This window comes from Streptomyces sp. NBC_01235 (genome assembly GCF_035989285.1).
Taxonomy (GTDB): domain Bacteria; phylum Actinomycetota; class Actinomycetes; order Streptomycetales; family Streptomycetaceae; genus Streptomyces.
On the sequence record NZ_CP108513.1, the window covers coordinates 11039370 to 11063131 of the forward strand.

The following is a 23762-nucleotide window of genomic DNA, read 5'->3' on the forward strand; positions in this document are numbered from 1 at the left end:
GAACGAGGGTCTTCGTGCTGGATGCGGGGCTGCGTCCGGTTCCGCCCGGGGTCGCGGGCGAGTTGTACGTCGCCGGTGTCCAGCTGGCGCGCGGCTACATGGGTCGCAGTGCTCTGACGGGCGAGCGGTTCGTGGCCTGCCCGTTCGGCACTGGTGAGCGGATGTATCGGACCGGGGACCTGGCGCGGTGGCTGGGTGACGGTCGGATACAGATCCTGGGCCGGGCGGACGATCAGGTGAAGGTCCGCGGCTTCCGGGTCGAGCCCGGCGAGGTCGAGGCGGTGCTCGCCACGTGCCCGGGGGTGTCCCAGGCCGCCGTGGTTGCCGACGCCGGCAGCTTGACCGCCTACGTGGTCGTCGCCGACATCGCCGACGCCGACTCCCTGGCCGCGTCGGTGAGGGCATTCGCCGGACAGCGTCTGCCGGAGTACATGGTGCCGTCGGCAGTGGTGGCGCTGGACGTCCTCCCGCTGACCTCGAACGGCAAACTCGACCGCAGAGCACTGCCGGCTCTCGACCGCGCCGTCTCCGCCTCGCGGGCGCCGTCGACGCTCCGCGAGGAGGTGCTGTGCCAGGTCTTCGCCGAAGCGGTCGGCCGGGACTCGGTCGGGGTCGACGACGACTTCTTCGCCCTGGGCGGCCACTCGCTGCTCGCGGTGCGCCTGGTCTCGCGGATCCGGGTCGTGCTCGGCATCGAGGTCACGGTCCGCACTCTGTTCGACTGCCCGACGGTGGCCACACTGGCAGCCCGTCTGGAGCAGGCCGGCCCGGCCCGCGTGGCGTTGACGGCGCGCGCGCTCCCGGAGCGGGTGCCGCTGTCGTTCGCGCAGCGACGGCTGTGGTTCCTGACCCAGCTGGACGGCCCTGGTCCGACCTACAACATCCCGATGGTCAGTCGGCTGTCGGGAAACCTGGACCGCGACGCGCTGGCAGCCGCTTTCGGCGACGTCCTGGAGCGGCACGAGGTCCTGCGCACGGTGTTCCAGGTCGTCGACGGCGAGCCGTACCAGCGGGTGCTGGCACCGGCCGAGGCCGAACGGATCCTCGAGGTCGTCGAAGCCTCGTCGGCCACGGTGGAGCTGGGCGTCGAAGCCGTGGCCGCCCATCCGTTCGACGTCTCGTCCGAAGTGCCGGTGCGCGCGGTGCTGTTCGCACTCGGCGACGACGAGTACGTGCTGGCGGTCGTGCTCCACCACATCGCCTCGGACGGTTGGTCGGCGGCGGTCCTGACCCGGGACTTCAGCGAGGCCTACGCGGCGCGCTGTCGGGGCGAGGCTCCGACCTGGGAGCTGTTGCCGGTGCAGTACGCGGACTTCGCGGTGTGGCAGCGGGAGTTGCTGGGCTCGGACGACGACCCGGACAGCCTGGCGTCCCGGCAGGTGGACTACTGGCGCCAGGCGCTGGCCGGCTCTCCGGTGGAGCTGCCGCTGCCGGTCGACCGGCAGCGGCAGCCGATGCCGTCGCAGCGCGGGCACTCGTCGGCTTTCGAAGTTCCTGCCGATGTGCATGCCAGCCTGGCGGATCTCGCTCGATCGCGGGGCGTGACGTCGTTCATGGTGCTGCAGACCGCTTTGGCGGTCCTGCTGTCCCGGCTCGGCGCCGGCACCGACATCCCGATCGGCGTCGCCACGGCCGGGCGCGTGGACGCCGCGCTGGACGACCTGGTCGGGTTCTTCGTCAACACCCTGGTGCTGCGTACCGACCTGTCCGGGAATCCCACGCTGACCGAGGTGCTGGACCGCGTGCGGGACACGGCGCTGGCCGGGTTCGACCACCAGGACGTGCCGTTCGAGCGCCTCGTCGAGGAACTGGCGCCGGAGCGCTCCCTGTCCCGGCACCCGCTGTTCCAGGTGATGCTGACGCTGCAGAACAGCGCCCAGGACGGCCTGCGGCTGCCTGGCGCGCGGGCCGAAGCCGTCCGGTACGCGGCGGCGAAGTTCGACCTGGACGTGACGGTGGAGGAGGCGTTCGACGCCGACGGCCGTCCGGCGGGGCTGCGCGGCGCGGTGATCGGCGAGGCCGATCTCTTCGAGCCGGGCACGGTGGCGCAGCTGGCGGAACGGTTCGTGCGCGTGCTCAAGGGCATGGCGCAGGACACGTCGACGCGGGTCAGCGCCGTGGAACTGCTCGCGGACTCCGAGCTCGAACGGATCCTGGTCGACTGGAACGCCACCGACGCCGACGTGCCCGTGGCCACCGTGCCGAAGCTGTTCGCGGCGCAGGCGGCCCGGCGGCCGGAGGCGGTCGCGGTCACGGCCGGCGGTCAGGAGCTGACGTACGCGCAGCTCGATGCCCGCTCGAACCGTCTGGCCAGGTTCCTGATCGGTCTGGGTGTCGGCCCCGACCGGACGGTGGCGTTGTGCCTGCCGCGCGGCCTGGATCTGGTGGTGGCGCTGCTGGCGGTGCTCAAGTGCGGTGGCGCGTACACCGTGATCGACCCGGCGTACCGGTCGCAGCGCGTGGCCGCCGTGCTGGCCGACGTGGCGCCGGTGGTGGTGCTGGCCGCGCAGGACTGCGTCGATGTCCTGCCGTCGGACGCGCCGACGCTGCTGCTGGACGGAGTGGACGTCTCGCGGTTCGCGGCGGATCCGGTCACGGACGTGGACCGGTTGGCGGCTCTGCTTCCGGCCCACACCGCCTACATCGTGTACACCTCGGGCTCGACCGGACAGCCGGTGGGCGTCGCGGTGTCGCACACCGGCATCGCGTCCTTCGCGGCCGGCCACGCCGATCTGGTCGGGGTCTGCGGCGCAGACCGGGTGGCCCAGTTCGCCTCGGCGGGGTTCGACACCTTCGGCTGGGAGTGGGTCATGGCCCTCCTGCAGGGGGCCGCGTTGGTCGTGGTCCCGGACGAGGCTCGTCTGGGCCCTCCGCTGGCGCGATTCCTGACGGAACAGGCGATCTCCGTGGCGACCCTTCCGCCCGCCGTCCTGAGTTCGGTCGACGCGGCCACGGTGGCGAACACCGTCCGGGTGATCGCGGCCGGGGAGGCGCTGACGACGAAGGTGATGGCCTCCTGGTCCACGGACCGGGTGATGTTCAACTCCTACGGCCCTTCGGAGACGACCGTGGACGCCACGCTGTGGCGCTGCGAGCCGTCGAGCGCCCGGGTGCTGATCGGCGGCCCGGTGGTGAACACGGCCGTGTACGTGCTCGACGACGCCTTGCGCCCGACGCCTCCGGGATCGGTCGGAGAGCTCTATCTGTCCGGTATCGGGCTGGCCCGGGGCTATCTCCGGCAGGCGGGCCTGACCGCGGAGCGGTTCGTGGCCAACCCGTTCGCCGGGTTCGGCCGGCGCATGTACCGGACCGGCGATCTGGTCCGGTGGACCCACGAGGGGTCGATGGAGTTCGTCGGACGGGCCGACGACCAAGTCAAGATCCGGGGAATCCGCGTCGAACCCGGCGAGGTGCGGGCGGTGGTGTCCGCGCATCCCGCGGTCGACCAGGCCGCAGTGATCGTCCGGGAGGACACGCCGGGCGACAAGCGCCTGGTCGCCTATGTGGTCCCGGACGGTGACTGCGATCCGGCCGCAGTACGCGCGTTTGCCGCGGAACGACTGCCGGAATACATGGTGCCGTCGGCCGTGGTGCTGCTGGATGCGATCCCGCTGACGGTGAACCGGAAACTGGACCGCCGCGCGCTGCCCGCCCCTGAGTACTCGGCTTCGGCCGGATCGAGAGGGCCGGCCACTTTGCACGAGGAGCTGTTGTGCCGGGCGTTCGCCGACGTGATCGGTCTGGACGCAGTCGGCGTCGACGACAACTTCTTCGCCCTGGGCGGCCACTCGCTGCTGGCGGTGCGGCTCATATCCCGCATCCGGGCCGTCCTGGGCGTTGAAGTCAGTCTCAGGACCGTGTTCCAGAACCCGACGGTCTCGGCACTCGCCGGTCAGTTGGGACAGTCGGGCACCGCGCGGACGGCGTTGACGGCGCGGGATCGTCCGTCGCGGGTGCCGTTGTCGTTCGCGCAGGGCCGCCTCTGGTTCCTTGGGCAGTTGGAAGGCCCGACCTCGACGTACAACATCCCGGTGGCCCTGCGCATGTCCGGGCGGATCGATCCGGAGGCGCTGGGCGCCGCGCTGCGGGACGTCATCGGCCGTCACGAAGTCCTGCGGACCATGTTCCCCGTCGTCGACGACGAGCCTTCCCAGCTGATCCTTGCGGCCGACAGCGTCGACTGGCAGCTGACCACGACAGTGTTCGACGAAGCCGACCAGCTGGAAGCCGCAGTCGCCCGGGCCGGTACCGAGCCGTTCGACCTGGCGGTCGACCTGCCGATTCGGGCATCGCTGCTCACCGCCGGCGACGACCACGTCCTGGTGGTGGTGCTGCACCACATCGCCTCCGACGGCTGGTCCGCGGCCGTCCTGGTTCGGGACGTGTCGGTGGCGTACGCCGCCCGGGTCGCCGGGGAGGTCCCGCAGTGGGCTGATCTGCCGGTGCAGTACGCGGACTTCGCGCTGTGGCAGCGGGACGTGCTGGGTTCGCCGTACGATCCGGACAGCGTCCTGTCGCGGCAGCTGAGGCATTGGCGTGAGGCGCTCGCCGGCCTGCCGCAGGAGCTGGAACTCCCTGTCGACCGGGCACGTCCGGCGGTGACGTCGAATCGCGGTGGTGACGTCGAGCTGGCGATCCCGGCGGACCTGCACGCCCGACTGGCGCTGCTCGCCCGGCAGCAGGGCGTGACGATGTTCATGGTGCTGCACGCGGCGCTGGCGGTGCTGCTCGGCAAGCTGGGGGCCGGCACCGACATCCCGGTCGGCTCCCCGGTCGCCGGACGCACTGATGAGGCGCTGGACGATCTGGTCGGGTTCTTCGTCAACACCCTGGTGCTGCGTACCGACCTGTCCGGCGACCCCGACTTCCTGGAGGTGCTGGCACGGGTGCGGGAAGCCGGGCTGTCCGCGCTTGAGCACCAGGACGTGCCGTTCGAGCTGCTCGTGGAGGACCTGGCGCCGGAGCGCTCGCTGGCCCGGCACCCTCTGTTCCAGGTCATGCTGACCGTGCAGAACACCACCGAGGCCAGACTCGACCTGGTCGGCTTGACCACCGACGTCGTGATCCGGGACGCCGGGACGGCGAAGTTCGATCTGGCGCTGACGGTGACGGAGACCGTCGACGAGTCGGGCGTTGCGGCCGGTCTGCACGGAGCCGTGACGTACTCGGCCGACCTCTTCGACGTCGAGACGGCACATGTTCTGACGCGCCGGTTCGTGGCTGTGCTGGACGCGATGGTCTCCGATCCCGCACAGCGCATCGGCGCTCTGACGATTCTGGAGCCCGCCGAACGGCACAGAGTCCAGACCGAGTGGAACGACACGGGTGCCGGGTCGTCGGAGCTGGTTCCGGCGCTCTTCGCGGCGCAGGCGGCGCGGACGCCGGACGCGGTCGCCGTCGTGTGCGACGGTGTGCGGCTGACGTATGCCCAGGTGGACGAGCGCTCGGCGCGGCTGGCGCACCGGTTGCGGGCGTTGGGCGTCGGTCCGGAGTCGACGGTGGCGACGGCCCTGCCGCGCGGCGTGGACCTGATCGTGGCGGTGTGGGCGATCTGGCGGGCCGGCGGGGCAGTGGTGCCGCTGGACGTCGAGCATCCGGCCGAACGGCTCAGCACTCTGATCGCGGACTGCCGGGCCTCGGTCCTGGTGGGCGTCTCCGAGGTCCTGGACGAACTGCCGACCGGCCGCGTGGTCACCGTCGCGCTGGACGATCCGGCGACGGCCCGCGCGGTGGCGGCGTGTCCGGACCGGGCACCGGCGCCGGCGGCGGACGCCAGGGGGCTGGCCTACGTGATCTTCACCTCGGGATCGACGGGCCGGCCGAAGGGGGTGGGGGTTTCGCACGGGGCTCTGGCGGCCTACGCGGGCTGGGCGGTGCGCGAGTACCCGTTGGCCGACGGAACCGTGCTGCACTCCTCGGTCGCGTTCGACCTGACACTGACCAGCCTGGTATTGCCGTTGCTGGTCGGCGGCGCGATCACGATCTCGGTCGAAGGCGGCGTGCAGGGCTTGGCCGACACGGTCTCCGCGGGCGGCCGGTTCGCAATGGCGAAGGTGGTGCCCGGACACCTGCTGGTGCTCGGCCGGATGCTGAGCGCCGCCGAGCTGGAATCCGCCGCCCGATGCTGGGTCGTCGGAGGGGAGGCACTGCCTCCGGTCACGGTCGCCGACCTGCTGGCCGCCGTCCCGGATGCCGTGCTCGTGAACGAGTACGGTCCCACCGAGGCCACCGTCGGCTGCTGCACCTTCACGGTGAATGCGGCGATGACTGTGCCGGCCACGGCGGTACCGATCGGCCGCCCGACCCCCGGAACCCGGCTGTACGTGCTCGACGACCGGCTCTCCCTGGTACCGCCGGGCGTTTCCGGGGAGCTGTACATCGCCGGATCCCAGCTCGCCCGCGGCTACGTCGGCCGTCCCGGTCCGACCGGTGAGCGGTTCGTCGCGAATCCGTTCGCCGCCGGGGAACGGATGTACCGCACCGGCGACCGGGCCCGCCGACTCCCGGACGGGCAGCTGATGTTCCTGGGCCGCGCCGACGAGCAGGTGAAGATCCGCGGGTTCCGCATCGAGCCCGGTGAGATCACCTCGGTCCTCGCGACGCATCCCGGTGTCGGTCAAGCGGCGGTCATCGCACGCGAAGACGTCCCGGGGGACAAGCGCCTGGTCGCCTACGTGGTCGCCGACGCCCCCGACGACCCCGCTGCCCTGACCGCCTCGGTCAAGGCCTACGCCGCGCAACGCCTGCCCGAACACCTGGTCCCCAGGGCCGTTGTGCTGCTGGACGCCCTGCCGACGACCGCGAACGGCAAACTCGACCGCAAAGCCCTGCCGGCCCCCGAGGCGACGGTGCCCACCACCACGCGTGGGCCGTCCAACGAGCGCGAAGAACGACTCTGCCAAGCCTTCGCCGAAGTCCTCGGCCTGCCCTCGGTCGGCGTCGACGACGACTTCTTCGCCCTCGGCGGCCACTCGCTACTCGCACTGCGCCTGGCCGCCCGGATCCGCGCTGCCGCCGGCGTCGACTTCGGAATCCGAACTCTGTTCCAGAACCCCACGGCGGCCGCACTCGCTGCTCTCATCGATTCTCAGAAGCCGGCGAGACCGGCGCTACGGCCCATGCGCCGGCAGGAGGAGTCGTCCTGATGATCCCGTTGTCTTTCGCCCAGCGTCGTCTGTGGTTCCTGAACCAGTTGGAAGGGCCGAGCCCGACCTACAACATTCCCGTGCTCGTCAGGCTGACCGGGGAAGTTGACCGCGACGCGCTGACGGCCGCTTTCGGCGACGTCCTGGAGCGGCACGAGGTCCTGCGCACCGTGTTCGACGTCGTCGACGGCGAGCCGTACCAGCGGATCCTCGACCGGTCCGAGGCCGGCCGCGGCCTGGAGACCGTCGACGTCCACCGAACGGAACTGGCCGCGGCCGTCGAGGCGGTGGCCGCGCACGGCTTCGACCTCTCCGCCGAGACGCCGGTGCGCGCAGTGCTGTTCTCGTGCGGCCCGGACGACCACGTGCTGGCGGTGGTGGTGCATCACGTCGCTTCCGACGGCTGGTCGTCCGGGATCCTGGCCCGGGATTTCGGCCAGGCCTACTCGGCGCGTCGGCAGGGCGGGAAGCCCGACTGGGAACCGCTGCCGGTGCAGTACGCGGACTTCGCGTTGTGGCAGCGGGAGGTACTGGGCTCGGAGGACGACCCGGACAGTGTCCTCTCAGAACAGATGGGCTACTGGCGCCAGGAGCTGGCCGGGATCCCGACCGAACTGGACCTGCCTTTCGACCGGCCGCGTCCGACGGTGGCCTCGTACGAGGGGCACCGTGTCGAGTTCGCCGTCCCCGCCGACCTGCACGCCGCTCTCACGGAACTCGCGCGGGCCCGAGGCGTGACACCGTTCACCGTGCTGCAGACCGCGCTGGCGATGCTGCTCGGCAAACTCGGCGCCGGCACCGACATCGTCATCGGCTCACCGGTCGCCGGCCGGATCGACGAGCGACTCGACGACCTGGTCGGGTTCTTCGTCAACACCCTGGTGCTGCGGACCGACCTGTCCGGCGACCCGACCGTGGCCGAACTGCTGGACCGGGTCTGGAACAGCAGCCTGGCCGGCTTGGACCACCAGGACGTGCCGTTCGAGCGTCTGGTGGAGGAGCTGGCCCCGGAGCGCTCGTTGTCCCGGCACCCGCTGTTCCAGGTGATGCTGAACGTCCAGCAGCCCGACGGTCCCGGTCTCGAGCTGGAGGGCGCCCGGGTGGCGGCTTTCTCCTCCGCCGCGACGTCCGGCCAGGCTGCGAAGTTCGACCTGGAGTTCTCGGTGCACGAGACGTTCGCCCACGATGGCGGCCCGGCCGGGCTGCGCGGTGCGGTGATCGGCGCGGCCGACATGTTCGACCGCGAGACAGTGGCCTGGTTCGCGCGACGCTTCGTGCGAGTGGTGGAGCAGACGGTCGGCGACGCCTCGTCGCGGCTCAGCACTGTGAAGGTGCTGCATGAGTCCGAGCGTCGCCGGATGATGCTCGACTGGAACGACACCGCGGTTGAGACCACGGCCTGGACGCTGCCGGAAATGTTCGCCGCGCAGGCGGCGCGGACCCCGGACGCACCGGCGGTGATATTTGAAAGCGCTGAGATGTCCTACGCGGAGCTGGATGCCCGCGCGAACCGTTTGGCGCGGCTGCTGATGGCCCGTGGCGTGGGACCGGAGTCCGTGGTGGGCGTCTGCCTCCAGCGCGGCGCCGACCTGCTGGTGGCGGTGCTGGGCGTGCTCAAGGCCGGCGGCGCCTATCTGCCGCTGGATCCCGAGAACCCGGCCGACCGTCTGGCAGTGATGGTGTCCGACGCCGCCGCGGGGTGGGTTGTCACCTCGGCCGCATGGGCGGACTCTGTGCCGGACGGCGTGGATTCCGTCGTGATGGACGACGCCACGGCGCAGTCGGAACTGGCCGCGCTGCCGGCCTTGGCACCAGCCGTGGCGGTGATCGGGGCGAATCCGGCCTATGTGATGTTCACGTCCGGCTCCACGGGTCGGCCCAAGGGCGTGGTGGTACCGCATGCCGGGATCGTGAACCGACTGGAGTGGATGCGGAGCGGATACGCCCTCGGGGCCGACGACAGGGTGCTGCACAAGACCCCGTTCGGCTTCGACGTGTCGGTGTGGGAGCTGTTCTGGCCCCTGACGGTCGGCGCCGCGCTGGTCGTGGCACGGCCCGGCGGGCACCGCGACCCGGCTTACCTGACCGACCTCATGGCGTCCGAGCGGGTGTCAGTCGCCCACTTCGTGCCGTCGATGCTTGAGGTGTTCCTGGCCGATCCCGGTGCAGTGGCAGCTGGCCGGACCTTGCGGCGCGTGGTGTGCTCGGGCGAGGCACTGCCGGGCAGTTTGCGAGACCGGTTCTTCGAGCTGCTGCCGGACACCGCGCTCGACAACCTGTACGGGCCGACCGAGGCGTCGGTGGAAGTCACGGCTCGACGATGCGACCCGGCCGACACCGGCGCGGTTCCGATCGGCGCACCGGTCGCCAATACGCGGGTGTACGTGCTCGACAGGCATCTGCGACCGGTGCCGCCCGGCGTCGCCGGCGAGCTGTACCTGGCCGGCGTGCAGCTGGCACGCGGCTATGCGAGTCGGCCCGCGCTGACCGGCGAGCGCTTCGTCGCCTGTCCGTTCGCTTGCGGGGAGCGGATGTACCGCACCGGGGACCGGGTGCGATGGCTGCCCGACGGGCAGGTCGAGTTCCTCGGCCGCGCCGACGAGCAGGTGAAGATCCGCGGGTTCCGGATCGAGCCCGGTGAGGTGCAGGCCGTGGTGGCCGCCATGACGGGCGTCGAACAGGCTGCGGTCGTCGCGCGCGACGACGCGCCCGGCGGCCTGCGTCTCGTCGCCTATGTCGTGGCAGTCGACGGCGACTGCGATCCCGCCGCCGTCCAGGCCTTCGCCGCGAAGCGGCTGCCGGAGTACATGGTTCCGTCGGCGGTGGTGGTGCTCGACGAGCTGCCGTTGACCCGCAACGGGAAACTGGACCGGCAGGCCCTCCCAGCGCCGGCCCACTCGGCCTCGGCCGGCTCGCGGCCGCCTTCCACGCGCCGCGAGGAGCTGCTCTGCCGGGCGTTCGCCGACGTCCTCGGCCTGGACTCGGTGGCCGTCGACGACGACTTCTTCGCGCTCGGCGGCCACTCCCTGCTCGCCGTGCGGCTGGCCGCTCGGATTCGCGCCGGCCTCGGCGTCGATATCGGCATCAGGGCCCTGTTCGAGGCTCCGACGGTCTCGGCGCTGATCGCCCACTTGCCACAGGAGGGCGACGTCAGGGCGGCGCTGACGACGCAGGAGCGTCCTGACCGGATCCCGCTGTCGCCGGCGCAGCGCCGACTGTGGTTCATCGGCCAGGCCGAGGGAACCGACGCGGCCTACAACATCCCGACGGTCACGCGTATGTCCGGCGACCTGGACTGCGCCGCGCTCGCCGCCGCCCTGCGGGACGTGGTGGAGCGGCACGAGGTGCTGCGGACGGTGTTCGAGGTCATCGACGGTGAGCCGTACCAGCGCGTCGTAGAGCTGTCCGAGTCCGGATGGGCGGTGGAGGTCGTGGAGGCCACCTTGGCCGACACGGAGCGGGCCATCGCCGAGCTGTCCGCGCACCGGTTCGACCTGTCCTGCGAGCTCCCGGTGCGAGCAGCGCTGTTCACGCTCGGCGCGGATGAGCACGTCCTCGCGGTCGTCATGCACCACATCGCCTCCGACGGCTGGTCGGCGGAGGTCCTGGCCCGCGACGTCTCGGCCGCCTACGCCGCCAGGGCGGCCGGGCGGACGCCCTCATGGCACGACCTGCCGGTCCAGTACGCGGACTTCGCGCTGTGGCAGCAGGACGTGCTGGGCTCCGAGGACGATCCCGACAGCGTCCTGACCCGCCAGCTGGGCTACTGGCGCGACGCCTTGTCCGGGGCTCCGGAAGAGCTGGAGCTGCCGGTCGACCGCGCCCGGCCGACGGCGGCCTCGCACCGCGGCCGCTCGGAGTCGTTCACCGTTCCCGCCGACGTGCACGCCCGGCTGACCGAAGTGGCACGAGCGCACGCGGTGACGCCGTTCATGGTGCTCCAGACTGCCCTGGCGGTCCTGCTGGCCCGGCTCGGCGCCGGCGAGGACATCCCGATCGGGACAGCGATCGCCGGCCGCACCGACGAGGGACTGCACGACTTGGTCGGGTTCTTCGTCAACACCCTGGTGCTGCGGACCGACCTGTCCGGCGACCCGACCATGGCCGAGCTGCTGGACCGGGTCCGCCGGACGAGCCTGGCCGGTCTGGACCATCCGGACGTGCCGTTCGAGCGCCTGGTGGAGGAGCTGGCCCCGGAGCGCTCGCTGTCCCGCCACCCGCTGTTCCAGGTAATGCTGACCATCCAGCAGCACGGCCGGACCGGACTGGCCCTCCCGGGGATCGACTTCGACGGCTTCACCCCGGATGCCGATGCCGGCGAGGCGGCGAAATTCGACCTGCACTTCTCGATGCGCGAGGCGTTCGACGCCGCAGGACATCCCGCCGGCCTGATCGGCGCGGTCGTCGGCGCCGCGGACCTGTTCGACGCCGAGACGGTCACACAGTTCGCCCAGCGTTTCGTTCGGGTGCTCGACCAGGTGGTCACGGACACGTCGGCGCGCGTCGGTGCTGTCGCCGTGACCGACGACTCCGAGGTCGACCGGATCCTGCACGGGTGGAACGACACCGCGCTGGACCTGCCTGACGTGACCGTGTCGGAGCTGTTCGCCGCGCAGGCCGCACGCACCCCGGCCTCGACGGCCGTGGTGACCGAGACCGATGAGGTCACCTACGCGGAACTGGACGCGCGCGCGAACAGACTCGCCCGGCTGCTCATCTCCCGGGGTGTGGAGCGCGGATCGCGCGTGGTGGTGGGGCTGCCACGATCGGTGGAACTGTTCGTGGCGCTGCTCGGCGTCTGGCGCGCCGGAGCCGCGTACGTGCCGGTCGACGCGGAGTACCCGCCGGAGCGGATCGCGTACGTCATGGAAGACGCGACGCCGGCCCTCGTACTGACCGACCTTGCGACGGCCGGGGGACTGCCCGACGTGGGCGTGCCGCAGCTGTGCCTGGACGAGTCGGAGGTGGCGGCCGGGCTTGCGCTGACGGCGTCGGCGCCGCTCACCGACGCCGAGCGCGGCGGGCCTCTGTCACCTGTGCTTCCGGCATACTCGATCTACACGTCCGGATCGACGGGACGGCCCAAGGGCGTCGTGATCTCCCAGGGCAACCTTGCCAACTTCCTGATCGACATGACCAACCGGCTCCCGTTGACCGAGCAGGACGCCTGGCTCGCGATCACCACCGTCTCCTTCGACATGGCGGTGCCCGAACTCTACGTCCCGCTGCTGACCGGCGCGCGCCTCGTCATGGCCGCCCGCCGCATCGTCCTGGACCCGGTGGATCTGGTCCGGGTCCTGTTCCGGCACAGGGTGACGGTGCTGCAGGCCACGCCGTCGCTGTGGCGCGCCGTGCTCGCCGAGCATCCCGACGGCATCGCCGGGCTGCCGCCGCTGCGTGTGTTGGTCGGCGGCGAAGCGGTGCCGGGGCACCTGGCGCTGGAGCTGTCCGGTCTCGGCGAGGTGACGAACCTCTACGGCCCGACCGAGACCACGGTCTATTCGACGGCCGGGCCGGTGGATCCGGCGGTCGTGGCCGTCGGGGAGCCGCCGATCGGCCGGCCGATCGCGAACACTCAGGTCTACGTGCTCGACAGTGCACTGCGACCGGTGCCGGCCGGTGTCGCCGGGGACCTGTTCATCGCCGGCGCCGGAGTGGCGTCCGGCTACTGGAACCGGCCCGGCCTGACCGGCGAGCGCTTCGTGGCGTGCCCGTTCGGCGCTCCAGGTGAGCGCATGTATCGCACCGGGGACCGGTCCCGCTGGCTTGCCGACGGGCAGCTGATGTTCCTGGGCCGCGCCGACGAGCAGGTGAAGATCCGCGGCTTCCGGATCGAGCCGGGCGAGGTGGCGGCGGTGGCGGCCGCGCACCCCGGGGTCGCCGAGGCCGCGGTCGTGGCCCGCGAGGACATGCCCGGCGACAAGCGGCTGGTCGCGTACGTGGTGTCGAACGGCACGGACGCCGGGGACGCGGACGCCGAGCTCGCAGGCTCCGTCCGCCGGCTCGCGGCCGAACGCCTTCCCGCCTACATGGTGCCCTCGGCGGTCGTCGTGCTTGACGCACTGCCGCTGACGCCCAACGGGAAACTGGACCGCAGGGCCCTGCCGGCGCCGCAGTACACGCTCACTGTCGGGCGGGCACCGTCCACACCGCGCGAGGAGCTGCTGTGCGGGGTGTTCGCCGAGGTGCTCGGCGTGCCCTCGGTCGGCGTGGACGACGACTTCTTCGGCCTCGGCGGGCACTCGCTGCTGGCGGTTCGCCTGGTGTCCAGGATCCGTGCCGCCCTCGGGGTCGACGTGAGCATCCGGACTCTGTTCGAGAACCCCACTGTCGCCGGTCTGACGGCGCACACAGCCGCCGCCGGCCCGGCACGGGTCGGGCTGGAGGCTCGCGAGCGGCCCGACCTGATCCCGCTGTCCCACTCGCAGCGCCGACTGTGGTTCATCGACCAGCTGACCGGGCCGAGCACCACCTACAACGTGTCCGCGGCGCTCCGGCTGAACGGGCCGGTGGACCGGGACGCCCTCGGTGTCGCGCTGCACGACGTCGTCGCCCGGCACGAGGTGCTGCGGACGATGTTCGGGGCGGTGGCCGGCGAGCCGTACCAGCGGGTCGTCGATCTGGCCGAGTCCGGCTGGGACCTGGAGGTCGTCCAGACCTCCGAGGCCGACCTGGAGCGGGACGTCGAAGTGGTGCTCGGGCACGAGTTCGACCTGGCCCGGGAGCTGCCGATCCGCGCGGTCCTGTTCGCCCTCGGGCCGAACGCCCACGTCCTGGTGGGAGTCATGCACCACATCGCCTGCGACGGCTGGTCGCTGCGCGTGCTCGGCGCCGACTTCGAGACCGCCTACGCGGCCCGGAGCGAGGGCCGGTCTCCGGAGTGGGAGACGCTGCCCGTCCAGTACGCGGACTACGCGGTCTGGCAGCAGGAACTTCTGGGCTCCGCGGACGACCCGGAGAGCCTGATGTCCCGGCAGCTCGCGTATTGGCGCGAGGCGCTGGCCGGCGTCCCGGCCGAGCTCGACCTCCCGACCGACCGATCGCGTCCGGCCGCCCCGGTCAGCCGCGGGTACCGTGGCGACTTCGACGTCCCGGCGGACCTGCACGCCCGGCTCCTGGAAGTGGCGCGCTCGCGCGGCGTGACCCTCTACATGCTGGCCCAGGCCGCCGTGGCGGTCATGCTGTCGCGTCTGGGCGCCGGGACGGACATCCCGATCGGCGTGCCGACTGCCGGCCGCGCCGACGTGGCGCTCGACGATCTCGTCGGGTTCTTCGTCAACACCCTGGTGCTGCGCACCGATCTGTCCGGCGACCCAACGCTGGTCGGGGTGATGGACCGGGTGCGGGAGCGCGCCCTGGCGGGCTTCGACCACCAGGACGTGCCCTTCGAGCGCGTCGTCGAGGAGGTTGCGCCTCGGCGCGCCTCGGGCCGCAATCCGCTGATCCAGGTCGTGGTCACGGCCGCGGTGGACGCCAACGCCATGGACCTGGCGCGCGTCGGGAGCGAGCGCGTCGACGTCGGCCTGCTGGAGGTGAAGTTCGATCTCGACATCGTGGTGGGGCAGGTGTTCGGCGACTCCGGCGCCCCGGCCGGCATCCACGGTGCGCTGTACGGCGCCGCGGACTTGTTCGACCAGCAGACGGTCGACGGCCTGGCGGCCCGTCTTGAGCGGGTGCTGGAGTGCTTCGCCGACGATCCGGGGGCGCGGGTGAGCGAGATCGACATCCTGCGGCACTCCGAGCTGGACCAGGTGCTGGCCCAGTGGAACGACACCGGCGCCGAGGTGCCGGTGGCAGCGGTGCCGGAGCTGTTCAGGGCGCAGGCGGTGCGGACGCCAGACGCGGTCGCGCTGGTCGGTGCCGGCGGCGAGGTCACCTATCGCGAGTTGGACGCGCGGTCGGACCGGCTGGCCCGGTTCCTGATCGGGCAGGGTGCGGGCCCCGACCGGGTGATCGGGACGGCCCTACCGCGGGGCGTCGACCTGGTGGTGGCGCTCCTCGGCGTGCTGAAGTCGGGTGCGGCGTGTCTGCCGGTCGACACCGCGCTGCCGGCCGACCGGGTCGCGTTCATGATGGCGGACGCGGAGGCCGTGTACGTCCTCGATGAGCTTCCCGCAGCCGTCCTCGCCGACGACGCGGCGGACGGGGCCGTGCGTTTGCCGGCGGTGGCGCCGGACCAGCTCGCATATGTCATCTACACGTCGGGTTCCACCGGGCGGCCGAAGGGCGTGGCGGTCTCGCACCGCGGCGTGGGCGCCCTGGTCGCGGCCCAGGCCGAGCGGTTCGGGATCGACGGCGCCTCGCGCGTGCTGCAGTTCGCGTCGGTCGGGTTCGACGCGGCGGCGGCCGAGATACTGGTCACGCTGTGTTCGGGTGCTGTCTTGGTGGTGGCGTCCGCGGAGGAGCTGCTGCCTGGTGCGGCGCTGGCGGCCACTGCGGACCGGTTCGGGGTGACCCATGCGACGCTGCCGCCGGCCGTGCTGGCCGCGATGGCTCCGCGCGAGCTGGCGTCGGTGTCGACGGTGGTCTCGGCCGGTGAGGCGCTGGACAGCAAGGTGGCCGAGCGGTGGTCGTCGGGCCGACGGCTGATCAACGCCTACGGCCCCACCGAGACGACCGTGTGCGCGACGATGAGCGCGCCGCTGGCGCCCGGGGAACAGCCGGGGATCGGGCGGGCGGTGTCCGACAGCAAGGTGTTCGTGCTGGACGCGTTCCTCAAGCCGCTGCCGCCGGGCGTCGCCGGCGAGCTGTACGTGGCCGGGGCGGGGCTGGCCCGCGGCTATCTGGGGCAAGCGGGTCTGACCGGCGAGCGGTTCGTGGCGAACCCGTTCGACACCGGGCAGCGGATGTACCGGACCGGTGACCGGGCCCGGTGGACGCCCGACGGCCGCCTGATGTTCCTGGGCCGTGCCGACGAGCAGGTGAAGATCCGCGGGTTCCGCATCGAACCGGGCGAGGTTCAGACCGTTGTGGCCGCAGTGCCCGGCGTGGAGCAGGCCGCAGTCATCGCCCGAGAGGACACGCCGGGGGACAAGCGTCTGGTCGCATACGTCGTGGCCACCGACGGCGACCACTCGGCCGCCGCTAAGTCAGCCCTCGTCGAATCCGTCCGGTCGTCCGTGGCCTCCCGGCTGCCCGGCTACATGATGCCCTCGGCCGTCGTGGTGCTCGACGCGCTGCCGGTCACGCCGAATGGGAAGCTCGATCATCGAGCCCTGCCCGTCCCCGACTACGGCGCCGCCACGGGACTGCGTGGCCCGGCCACGCCGCGTGAGGAACTTCTGTGTGAGGCCTTCGCCGAGGTTCTCGGCCTGGACTCGGTGGGCGTCGACGACGACTTCTTCGCCCTCGGCGGGCACTCGCTGCTCATCGTCCGGCTGGTGGAGGTGCTGCGCTCGCGCGGAGTGACGGTATCGGTGCGTGCGCTGCTCGACACCCCGACCGTGGCCGGACTGGCCGCAGCGGCGGGCCGCGATTCCGTCGTCGTCCCGCCGAACCTGATACCGGCGGACGCCGCCGCGATCACCCCGGAGATGCTGACGCTCGTCGACCTGACGCAGGAGCAGATCGACGCGATCGCGGCCGACGTCGACGGCGGCGCGGCCAACATCGCCGACATCTACCCGCTGGCGCCGCTTCAGGAAGGAATGCTCTTCCACCACCTGCTCGCCGGAGACGGCCACGAGGACGCGTACGTGTCGCGTACGGTGCTGGAGTTCGACAACCGGGCCCGGCTGGACGCTTTCGCCGCAGCTGTGCAGAAGGTCGTCGACCGCCACGACATCTACCGCACTTCCCTCGTCTGGGACGGGCTCGACGAGGCGGTTCAGGTCGTGTGGCGCCGCGCCACGGTCCGGGTTGCCGATGTCGCCCCGGCTTCCGGAGCCGATCCGGCCGAGTGGTTGATCTCGACAGCGGAACCGACCATGGATCTGCATCGGGCACCGCTGCTTGACCTGTCGGCGACGACGGGCCCGGACGGTCGGGCGTGGCTGCTGATCCGCGCGCACCACCTGCTGCAGGACCACCTCGGCCTGGAATCCGCCATCGCCGAGATCTTCGCGATCATGGCGGGGCGCGAGGCCGAGCTGGCCGAGCCGCTACCGTTCCGGGAGTTCGTGGGCACCACGCGCGCCGCCCGGGATCCGCTCGGCGACGAGCTGTTCTTCGCCGGGCTGCTGGCCGGCGTGGACGAGCCGACAGCGCCGTTCGGACTGCTGGACGTGCTGGGCGACGGGAGCGGCACGGGCCGCGGCCACGTCGGCCTGGGGCCGGAGCTCAGCGAGCGGATCCGGCAGGTCGGACGCCGGCTCGGGGTGAGCGCCGCGGTACTGCTGCACGTCGCGTGGGCGCGGGCGCTGGCCGCGATGTCCGGGCGCTCGGACGTGGTGTTCGGAACCGTGCTGTCCGGCCGGCTGGACGCGGGCGCGGGCGCGGACAGGGTCGTGGGCCCGTTCATCAACACCCTGCCAGTACGGGTGCGGCTGGACGGCACCGGTGTGGTGGGCGCGGCGGCTGGGATGCGTGTCCAGCTGGCAGACCTGCTCGAGCGGGAGCAGGCGTCGCTGGCCGCAGCGCAGCGCGCCGCCGGGCTTGCTGGCGGGACTCCACTGTTCACCTGCCTGTTCAACTACCGGCACGGTACCCACTCGTCCGCGGAGAAGGGCCGCGAGGGGATCCGCGCCGACACCACCTGGTCGCGCAACAACTATCCGCTGACGGTGTCGGTGGACGACGACGGCGAGTCGCTCGACGTCACGGTCGACGCGGTCGTCTCCGTCGACGCCGCGATGGTGGCCGAAATGATGCGTTCGACGGTGGCGAATCTGACCGGTGCGCTGGAAGCGGCGCTGGACGGCGGACCGGAGACGTCGTTGGGCGCCCTCGACATCGTCGATGACGACATGTGTCGACAGGTGCTGACGGAATGGAACGGCACGGCCGGCCCGTTGACGCCTCCGACGTTCCTCGAGGCCTTTGCCGCTCAGGTGGCCCGGACCCCCGACGCCGTCGCGGTGGTGAGCTCCGGGGCCGAACTGAGCTATGCCGAGCTGGACGCCCAGGCCGACCGGCTGGCTCACCATCTGTGCGCACTCGGTGTCGGCGCGGACAGCGTGGTGGGTCTGCGTCTTCCGCGAGGCTTGCGGACGATGGTAGGAATCCTCGGCGTCTGGAAGGCCGGGGCGGCGTATCTGCCCATTGACCCCGGACACCCGGCCGAGCGGATCGAGTTCATGCTCTCGGACAGCGGAGCCTTTGTCGTGGTGGACGACGCGATGGCCGCGACGGCGCTGGCAATGCCGCCGACGGCCGTTCCGCGGATCCGTTCGGCGCGCGACAGCCTGGCATACGTCGTCTACACGTCGGGTTCGACGGGTCGCCCGAAGGGCGTGGGGGTCACGCAGGCCGGGTTGGCGAACTATCTGGCCTCGATGCCGTCCCGTCTGGCGTTCGCCGAGAGCGGCGGCCGGTATGCGCTGCTGCAGGCGCAAGCAACTGACCTGGGCAACACGGTGGTGTTCGCGGCGCTGGCGGCCGGCGGCGAGTTGCACGTGCTGGACGAGCAGGCGGTGGCGGATCCGGCGGCCGTGGCCGCGTACCTCACCGAACACAGCATCGACTTCCTGAAGATCGTCCCCTCGCATCTGGCAGCGTTGGCGAGCGCTCAGGGAATCGAACCGCTGATTCCGGCGCGAGCGCTGGTCCTGGGCGGGGAGGCGACGCCGCCAGCGTTGGCGGCGCGGGTCCTTGCCGCCGCCGGTGATCGCGCGGTGGTCAACCACTACGGCCCGACGGAGACCACGATCGGTGTGCTGGCCGGGCGACTCGACGGAGTGCGGCCGGTCGCCAACACGCGAGCGTTCGTGCTGGACACCGGCCTATGCCCGGTTCCGCCGGGAGTGGCCGGAGAGTTGTACGTGGCCGGCGCCCAGTTGGCGCGCGGATATGTGGGCCGTCCCGGTCTGACCGGTGAGCGGTTCGTGGCGTGCCCGTTCGGTACCGGCGAGCGGATGTATCGGACCGGCGATCTGGCACGGTGGCTGGCCGACGGCCGGATGGAGATCCTGGGCCGTGCGGACGATCAGGTGAAAGTCCGCGGGTTCCGGATCGAGCCGGGCGAGGTGGCCGCGGTGCTGTCCGGTCACCCCGGGGTATCGCAGGCTGCTGTGAGCGTCCGTGACGACGTCCTGATCGCCTACGTGGTTCCCTCCGACAGGGATGTGGCTCTGGCCGACACTTTGAAGGACTTCGCCGCGCAACGTCTGCCGGAACACATGGTGCCGTCGTCGGTGGTCCTGCTGAACGCCCTACCGCTGACCGCCAACGGCAAACTGGATCGCAAAGCCCTGCCTGCCGCGCAGTCGGACTTCAGCGCCCCGTCCGCCGCCGAAACCACTGCCGCAACCGGCTCGAGGACGCCGTCCACGCTCCGCGAGGAGCTGCTGTGCCAGGCGTTCGCCGACATCCTCGGTCTGGATTCGGTCGCCGTCGACGAGGACTTCTACGCCCTGGGCGGCCACTCGCTGCTCGCCATCCGGCTGATCTCCCGGATCCGCGCGGTCCTCGGAGTCGAGATGTCCATCAGGACCCTGCTCGACTTCCCGACCGTCGCAGGGCTGGCAGCCCAGCTGGGACAGGCCGGCCCGGCCCGCGTGGCCCTGAAGGCGCGTGAGCTCCCCGAACGGGTTCCGCTCTCGTACGCCCAGCGCCGGCTGTGGTTCGTGGCCCAGGTCGAAGGCCCGAGCCCGACCTACAACATCCCCATCGTCGTCAGGCTGACCGGGGGAGTGGACCGGTCTGCGCTCGCGGCGGCGCTGAACGACGTGCTGGAACGGCACGAGGTCCTGCGCACGGTGTTCGAGGTCGTCGACGGCGAGCCGTACCAGCGGATCGTCGACCTGTCGGAGGCCGGCTGGGCGATGGAGGCCGTCGAGACCTCCGAAGGCGATCTGGACAAGTCCGTGGCGGAGGTCGCCGGGCACCGCTTCGATCTGTCGTCCGAGCTGCCCGTGCGCGCGGCGCTGTTCGTGCTGGGCGCCGACGAGTGCGTGCTGGCAGTGGCGGTGCATCACATCGCCTCCGACGGATGGTCGGCAGCACCGTTGGCGCGGGACTTCGGCCACGCCTACGAGGAGCGTCGCCAGGGCAGGGCGCCGAGCTGGGAGCCGTTGCCCGTGCAGTACGCGGACTTCGCGGTCTGGCAGCGGGAAGTGCTGGGATCGGACGACGACCCGGACAGCCTGGTGTCCCGGCAGATCGACTACTGGCGCCAGGCCCTGGCCGGCTCTCCGGTGGAGCTGTCTCTGCCGGTCGACCGTCCGCGGCTGGCGGCGCCTTCGCGCCGCGGCCACACAGCGGACTTCGAGGTGCCCGCCGAACTGCACGCCCGTGTGGCCGACCTGGCGCGTGCACGGGGTCTGACACCGTTCATCGTGGTGCAGGCCGCCCTGGCCGTGCTGTTGTCCCGGCTGGGCGCCGGGACCGACATTCCCATCGGGGCCACAATCGCCGGCCGGGCCGATGAGGGGCTCAACGACCTCGTCGGATTCTTCGTCAACACCCTGGTGCTGCGGACCGACCTGTCCGGGGATCCGACGCTGGCCGAGGTGCTGGACCGGGTCCGGGCCACGACGCTGGCCGGGTTCGACCATCAGGACGTGCCGTTCGAGCGCCTCGTGGAGGAACTGGCGCCGGAGCGCTCCCTTTCCAGGCAGCCGCTCTTCCAGGTCGTCCTGACCAAGCAGGAGAACGTCGAAGCGGCCCTCGACCTTCCCGGGATCGGAATCCAGGGTGTCGCCGCGGTGCGGACGACCGCCAAGTTCGACCTGGACGTCATGGTCGGTGAGTCCTACGACGCGGACCACCGCCCGGCCGGCATCCGCGGGTCGTTCACCGTCGCCGCAGACCTCTTTGACGCCCCCACCGCCGACGCCTTCGCCGAACGCTTCGTGCGAGTCGTCGGCGCGCTGGTCGCGGACCCCTCGGCGCGGCTGAGCGCCTTGGACGTTCTCGGCGAGTCCGAGCGGCATCTCGTCCTGAGGGAATGGAACGACACCGCCGCCGACGTCCCCACCGCTCTGGTCCCGGACCTGTTCAAGGCCCGCGCGACACAGACCCCTGATGCGATCGCGCTGGTGTCCGGCGCCGGCGAAGTGTCCTACGCCGATCTGGACTCACGTGCCGAGGAGCTGGCGCGGGAACTGCGTGCGTCGGGAGTCGAGGCCGGCGCGATGGTGGCGCTGTGCCTGCCGCGCGGGGTCGAGATGATCGCGGCACTGCTCGGTGTGTGGCGGGCCGCGGCGGCGTACCTGCCAATCGATCCGGACCTGCCGACCGAGCGGATCGCTTTCCTGCTGCAGGACGGCCGGGCTGCGGCTGTGGTGACGACCGTCGAGCTGCTGGACGACCTGCCTGCAGGCCGACTGCGGACCATCGTGGTGGACCGGACCGGGCGCGGATCCGCGCCGGCCGCTCAGCACCTGGGGTCGACGCCGCAGCCGACGTCGATCTCGGCTTCGACCAGCCCGGACGACCTGGCGTACGTCATGTACACCTCGGGGTCGACGGGGCGGCCGAAGGGAGTGGGCGTCCCGCACGCGGCTCTGTCCAACTACGTCTCCTCGATCGGGGAACGCGTCGGGTTCGGAGCGCCCGGTGACGGTTACGCACTGCCCCAGGCACAGAACACGGACCTCGGAAACACACTGCTGTTCGGTGCCTTGACCACCGGCGGCGTCCTCCACGTCCTCGACGCGGACGTCACCCTCGATCCGCAGACGATGGCCGACTACATGACGGCGCACCGCGTCGACTTCGTGAAGTTCGTCCCATCCCACCTGTCCGCTCTCGGCAGTGGTTCGCCCGGCCTGGCGGCGCTGCTGCCGCGGAAGGGCCTCATCCTCGGCGGCGAGGCCGCGCCGGCGGGCTGGCTCGGCGAACTCATGGCTGTCGCGGGCGACCGCGTCGTCGTCAACCACTACGGACCGACCGAGACCACTGTCGGCGTGACCACAGCCGCTCTCGATGCAACGGCGTCGGCCCGGGCAGCCGTGCCGATCGGGCGGCCGCTGGCCAACACCCGTATGTACGTCCTCGATGAGCGGTTGCGGCCGGTTCCGGTGGGGGTCCCGGGCGAACTCCACATCGCCGGATCGCAGCTGGCGCGCGGCTATCTGGGCCGCAGTGCCCTGACTGCGGAGCGGTTCGTGGCCTGTCCCTTCGAGGCGGGTCGGCGGATGTACCGGACCGGGGACCGGGCCCGCTGGTCGGCCGACGGCCGGATCGAGTTCCTCGGACGGTTCGACGACCAGGTGAAGATCCGCGGGTTCCGCATCGAGCCCGGCGAGGTGCGGACGGTCCTCGAGGACCATCCGGGGGTCGCGCGTGCGGCCGTGGTGGTCCGCGAGGCCGCTCTGGTCGCGTACGTCGTGCCGACCGACACGGATCCGGGCGATCCGGATGAGGTCGCCGCGCTGTCGGACGACGTCCGCGGCTTCGCGGCACAACGCCTGCCCGACCACATGGTCCCGGCCACGGTCGTCGTCCTCGCCACCCTTCCGCTGACGGCGAACGGCAAGCTCGACCGCGCGGCGCTCCCGCTGCCGGAACTCGCCGTCGCCGGCACCGACGGCAAGCCCACCACCGAGATCCAGACAGTGTTCTGCGACATCTTCGCCGACGTCCTCGGCCTGGAGTCGGTGGGCGTGGACGACGACTTCTTCACCCTGGGCGGCCACTCGCTGCTCGCCGTCACGCTGGTGGAACGGCTCCGCGAACGAGGCGCGTCGCTGTCGGTGCGCAACGTCCTGGTCGCTCCGACGGTGAACGGCCTGCTGAAGCAGATGTCGTTCTCGTCGGTCAGGAACGCCTTCGACGTCGTCTTGCCCATCCGCACCCGCGGCACCGAACCGCCGCTCTTCTGCATCCACCCGGGAGGCGGCGTGAGCTGGTGCTACCTGACGCTGGCCAGGCAGGTCCCACAGGAGATCCCGCTCTACGGGATCCAGGCGCGCGGTCTCGACGGCGCCGGCGAGGTGGCCGGCTCGGCCCGGGAGATGGCGACGTACTACCTGGAGCGGATCCGCGCGATCCAGCCGTCCGGCCCCTACCGGCTCCTGGGTTGGTCCTTCGGCGGCAACCTGATCCACGAGATGGCCGTACAGCTCCGTGCCGCGGGCGAACGGGTCGGCGCCTTGGTGCTGCTGGACGCGTTCCCGCCGGTCCGTCGCGAGGCCGGAGACGACCTCGAGGCGCCGGGCTCGGAGCCCTCGGAGGCTTTCGAGGAGCTGCGGCGCCGACTGCGCCACGAGGCCGGAACCGTGCTGGGCGCGATCTCCGACGAGGAGGTCACCAACTTGGCGACCGTGTTCCAGAACAACAGGAGGCTCATCCGGGAGCACGACTTCGGCGTCTTCGACGGCGACGTACTTTTGGTGCGCGCCGCCGACACGACCAGAGGCGCGGCCACCGCGGAGCTGTGGCGACCCTACGTGTCGGGGGAGATCGTCGAGACGAGCCTGCCGTGCTCGCACGCCGAGATGCTCGATCACGGCGTCGTGGAAGAGCTCTGGTCCGCGATCTCATCGGGATTCACCACGGAGAAGGAAGGAATCTGAC

At 71.5% G+C, this 23762-nt stretch carries 2 protein-coding genes (1 of these 2 only partly in view); both read left to right on the forward strand.

What is annotated here, in order from left to right; genetic code table 11:
* On the forward strand, positions 1-7145 hold the final stretch of the coding sequence (locus OG289_RS49355; RefSeq protein WP_327320534.1) for a non-ribosomal peptide synthase/polyketide synthase. Its footprint begins 12028 nt before the window's first position; only the last 7145 of its 19173 coding nucleotides appear in the window; its start codon lies off the left edge, out of view; it ends in the stop codon at positions 7143-7145.
* Positions 7145-23761: a non-ribosomal peptide synthetase gene (locus OG289_RS49360; protein WP_327320535.1), complete on the forward strand. Its 16617-nt coding sequence runs from the start codon at positions 7145-7147 to the stop codon at positions 23759-23761. Before OG289_RS49355 ends, OG289_RS49360 begins: the two co-directional genes overlap by 1 nt.
* The last annotated feature ends 1 nt before the right edge of the window (position 23762 follow it).

Bases quoted from the DNA above. Each gene is read 5' to 3' on its own strand.
- OG289_RS49360 (WP_327320535.1), top strand. From the start codon at position 7,145: ATGATCCCGTTGTCTTTCGCCCAGCGTCGTCTGTGGTTCCTGAACCAG.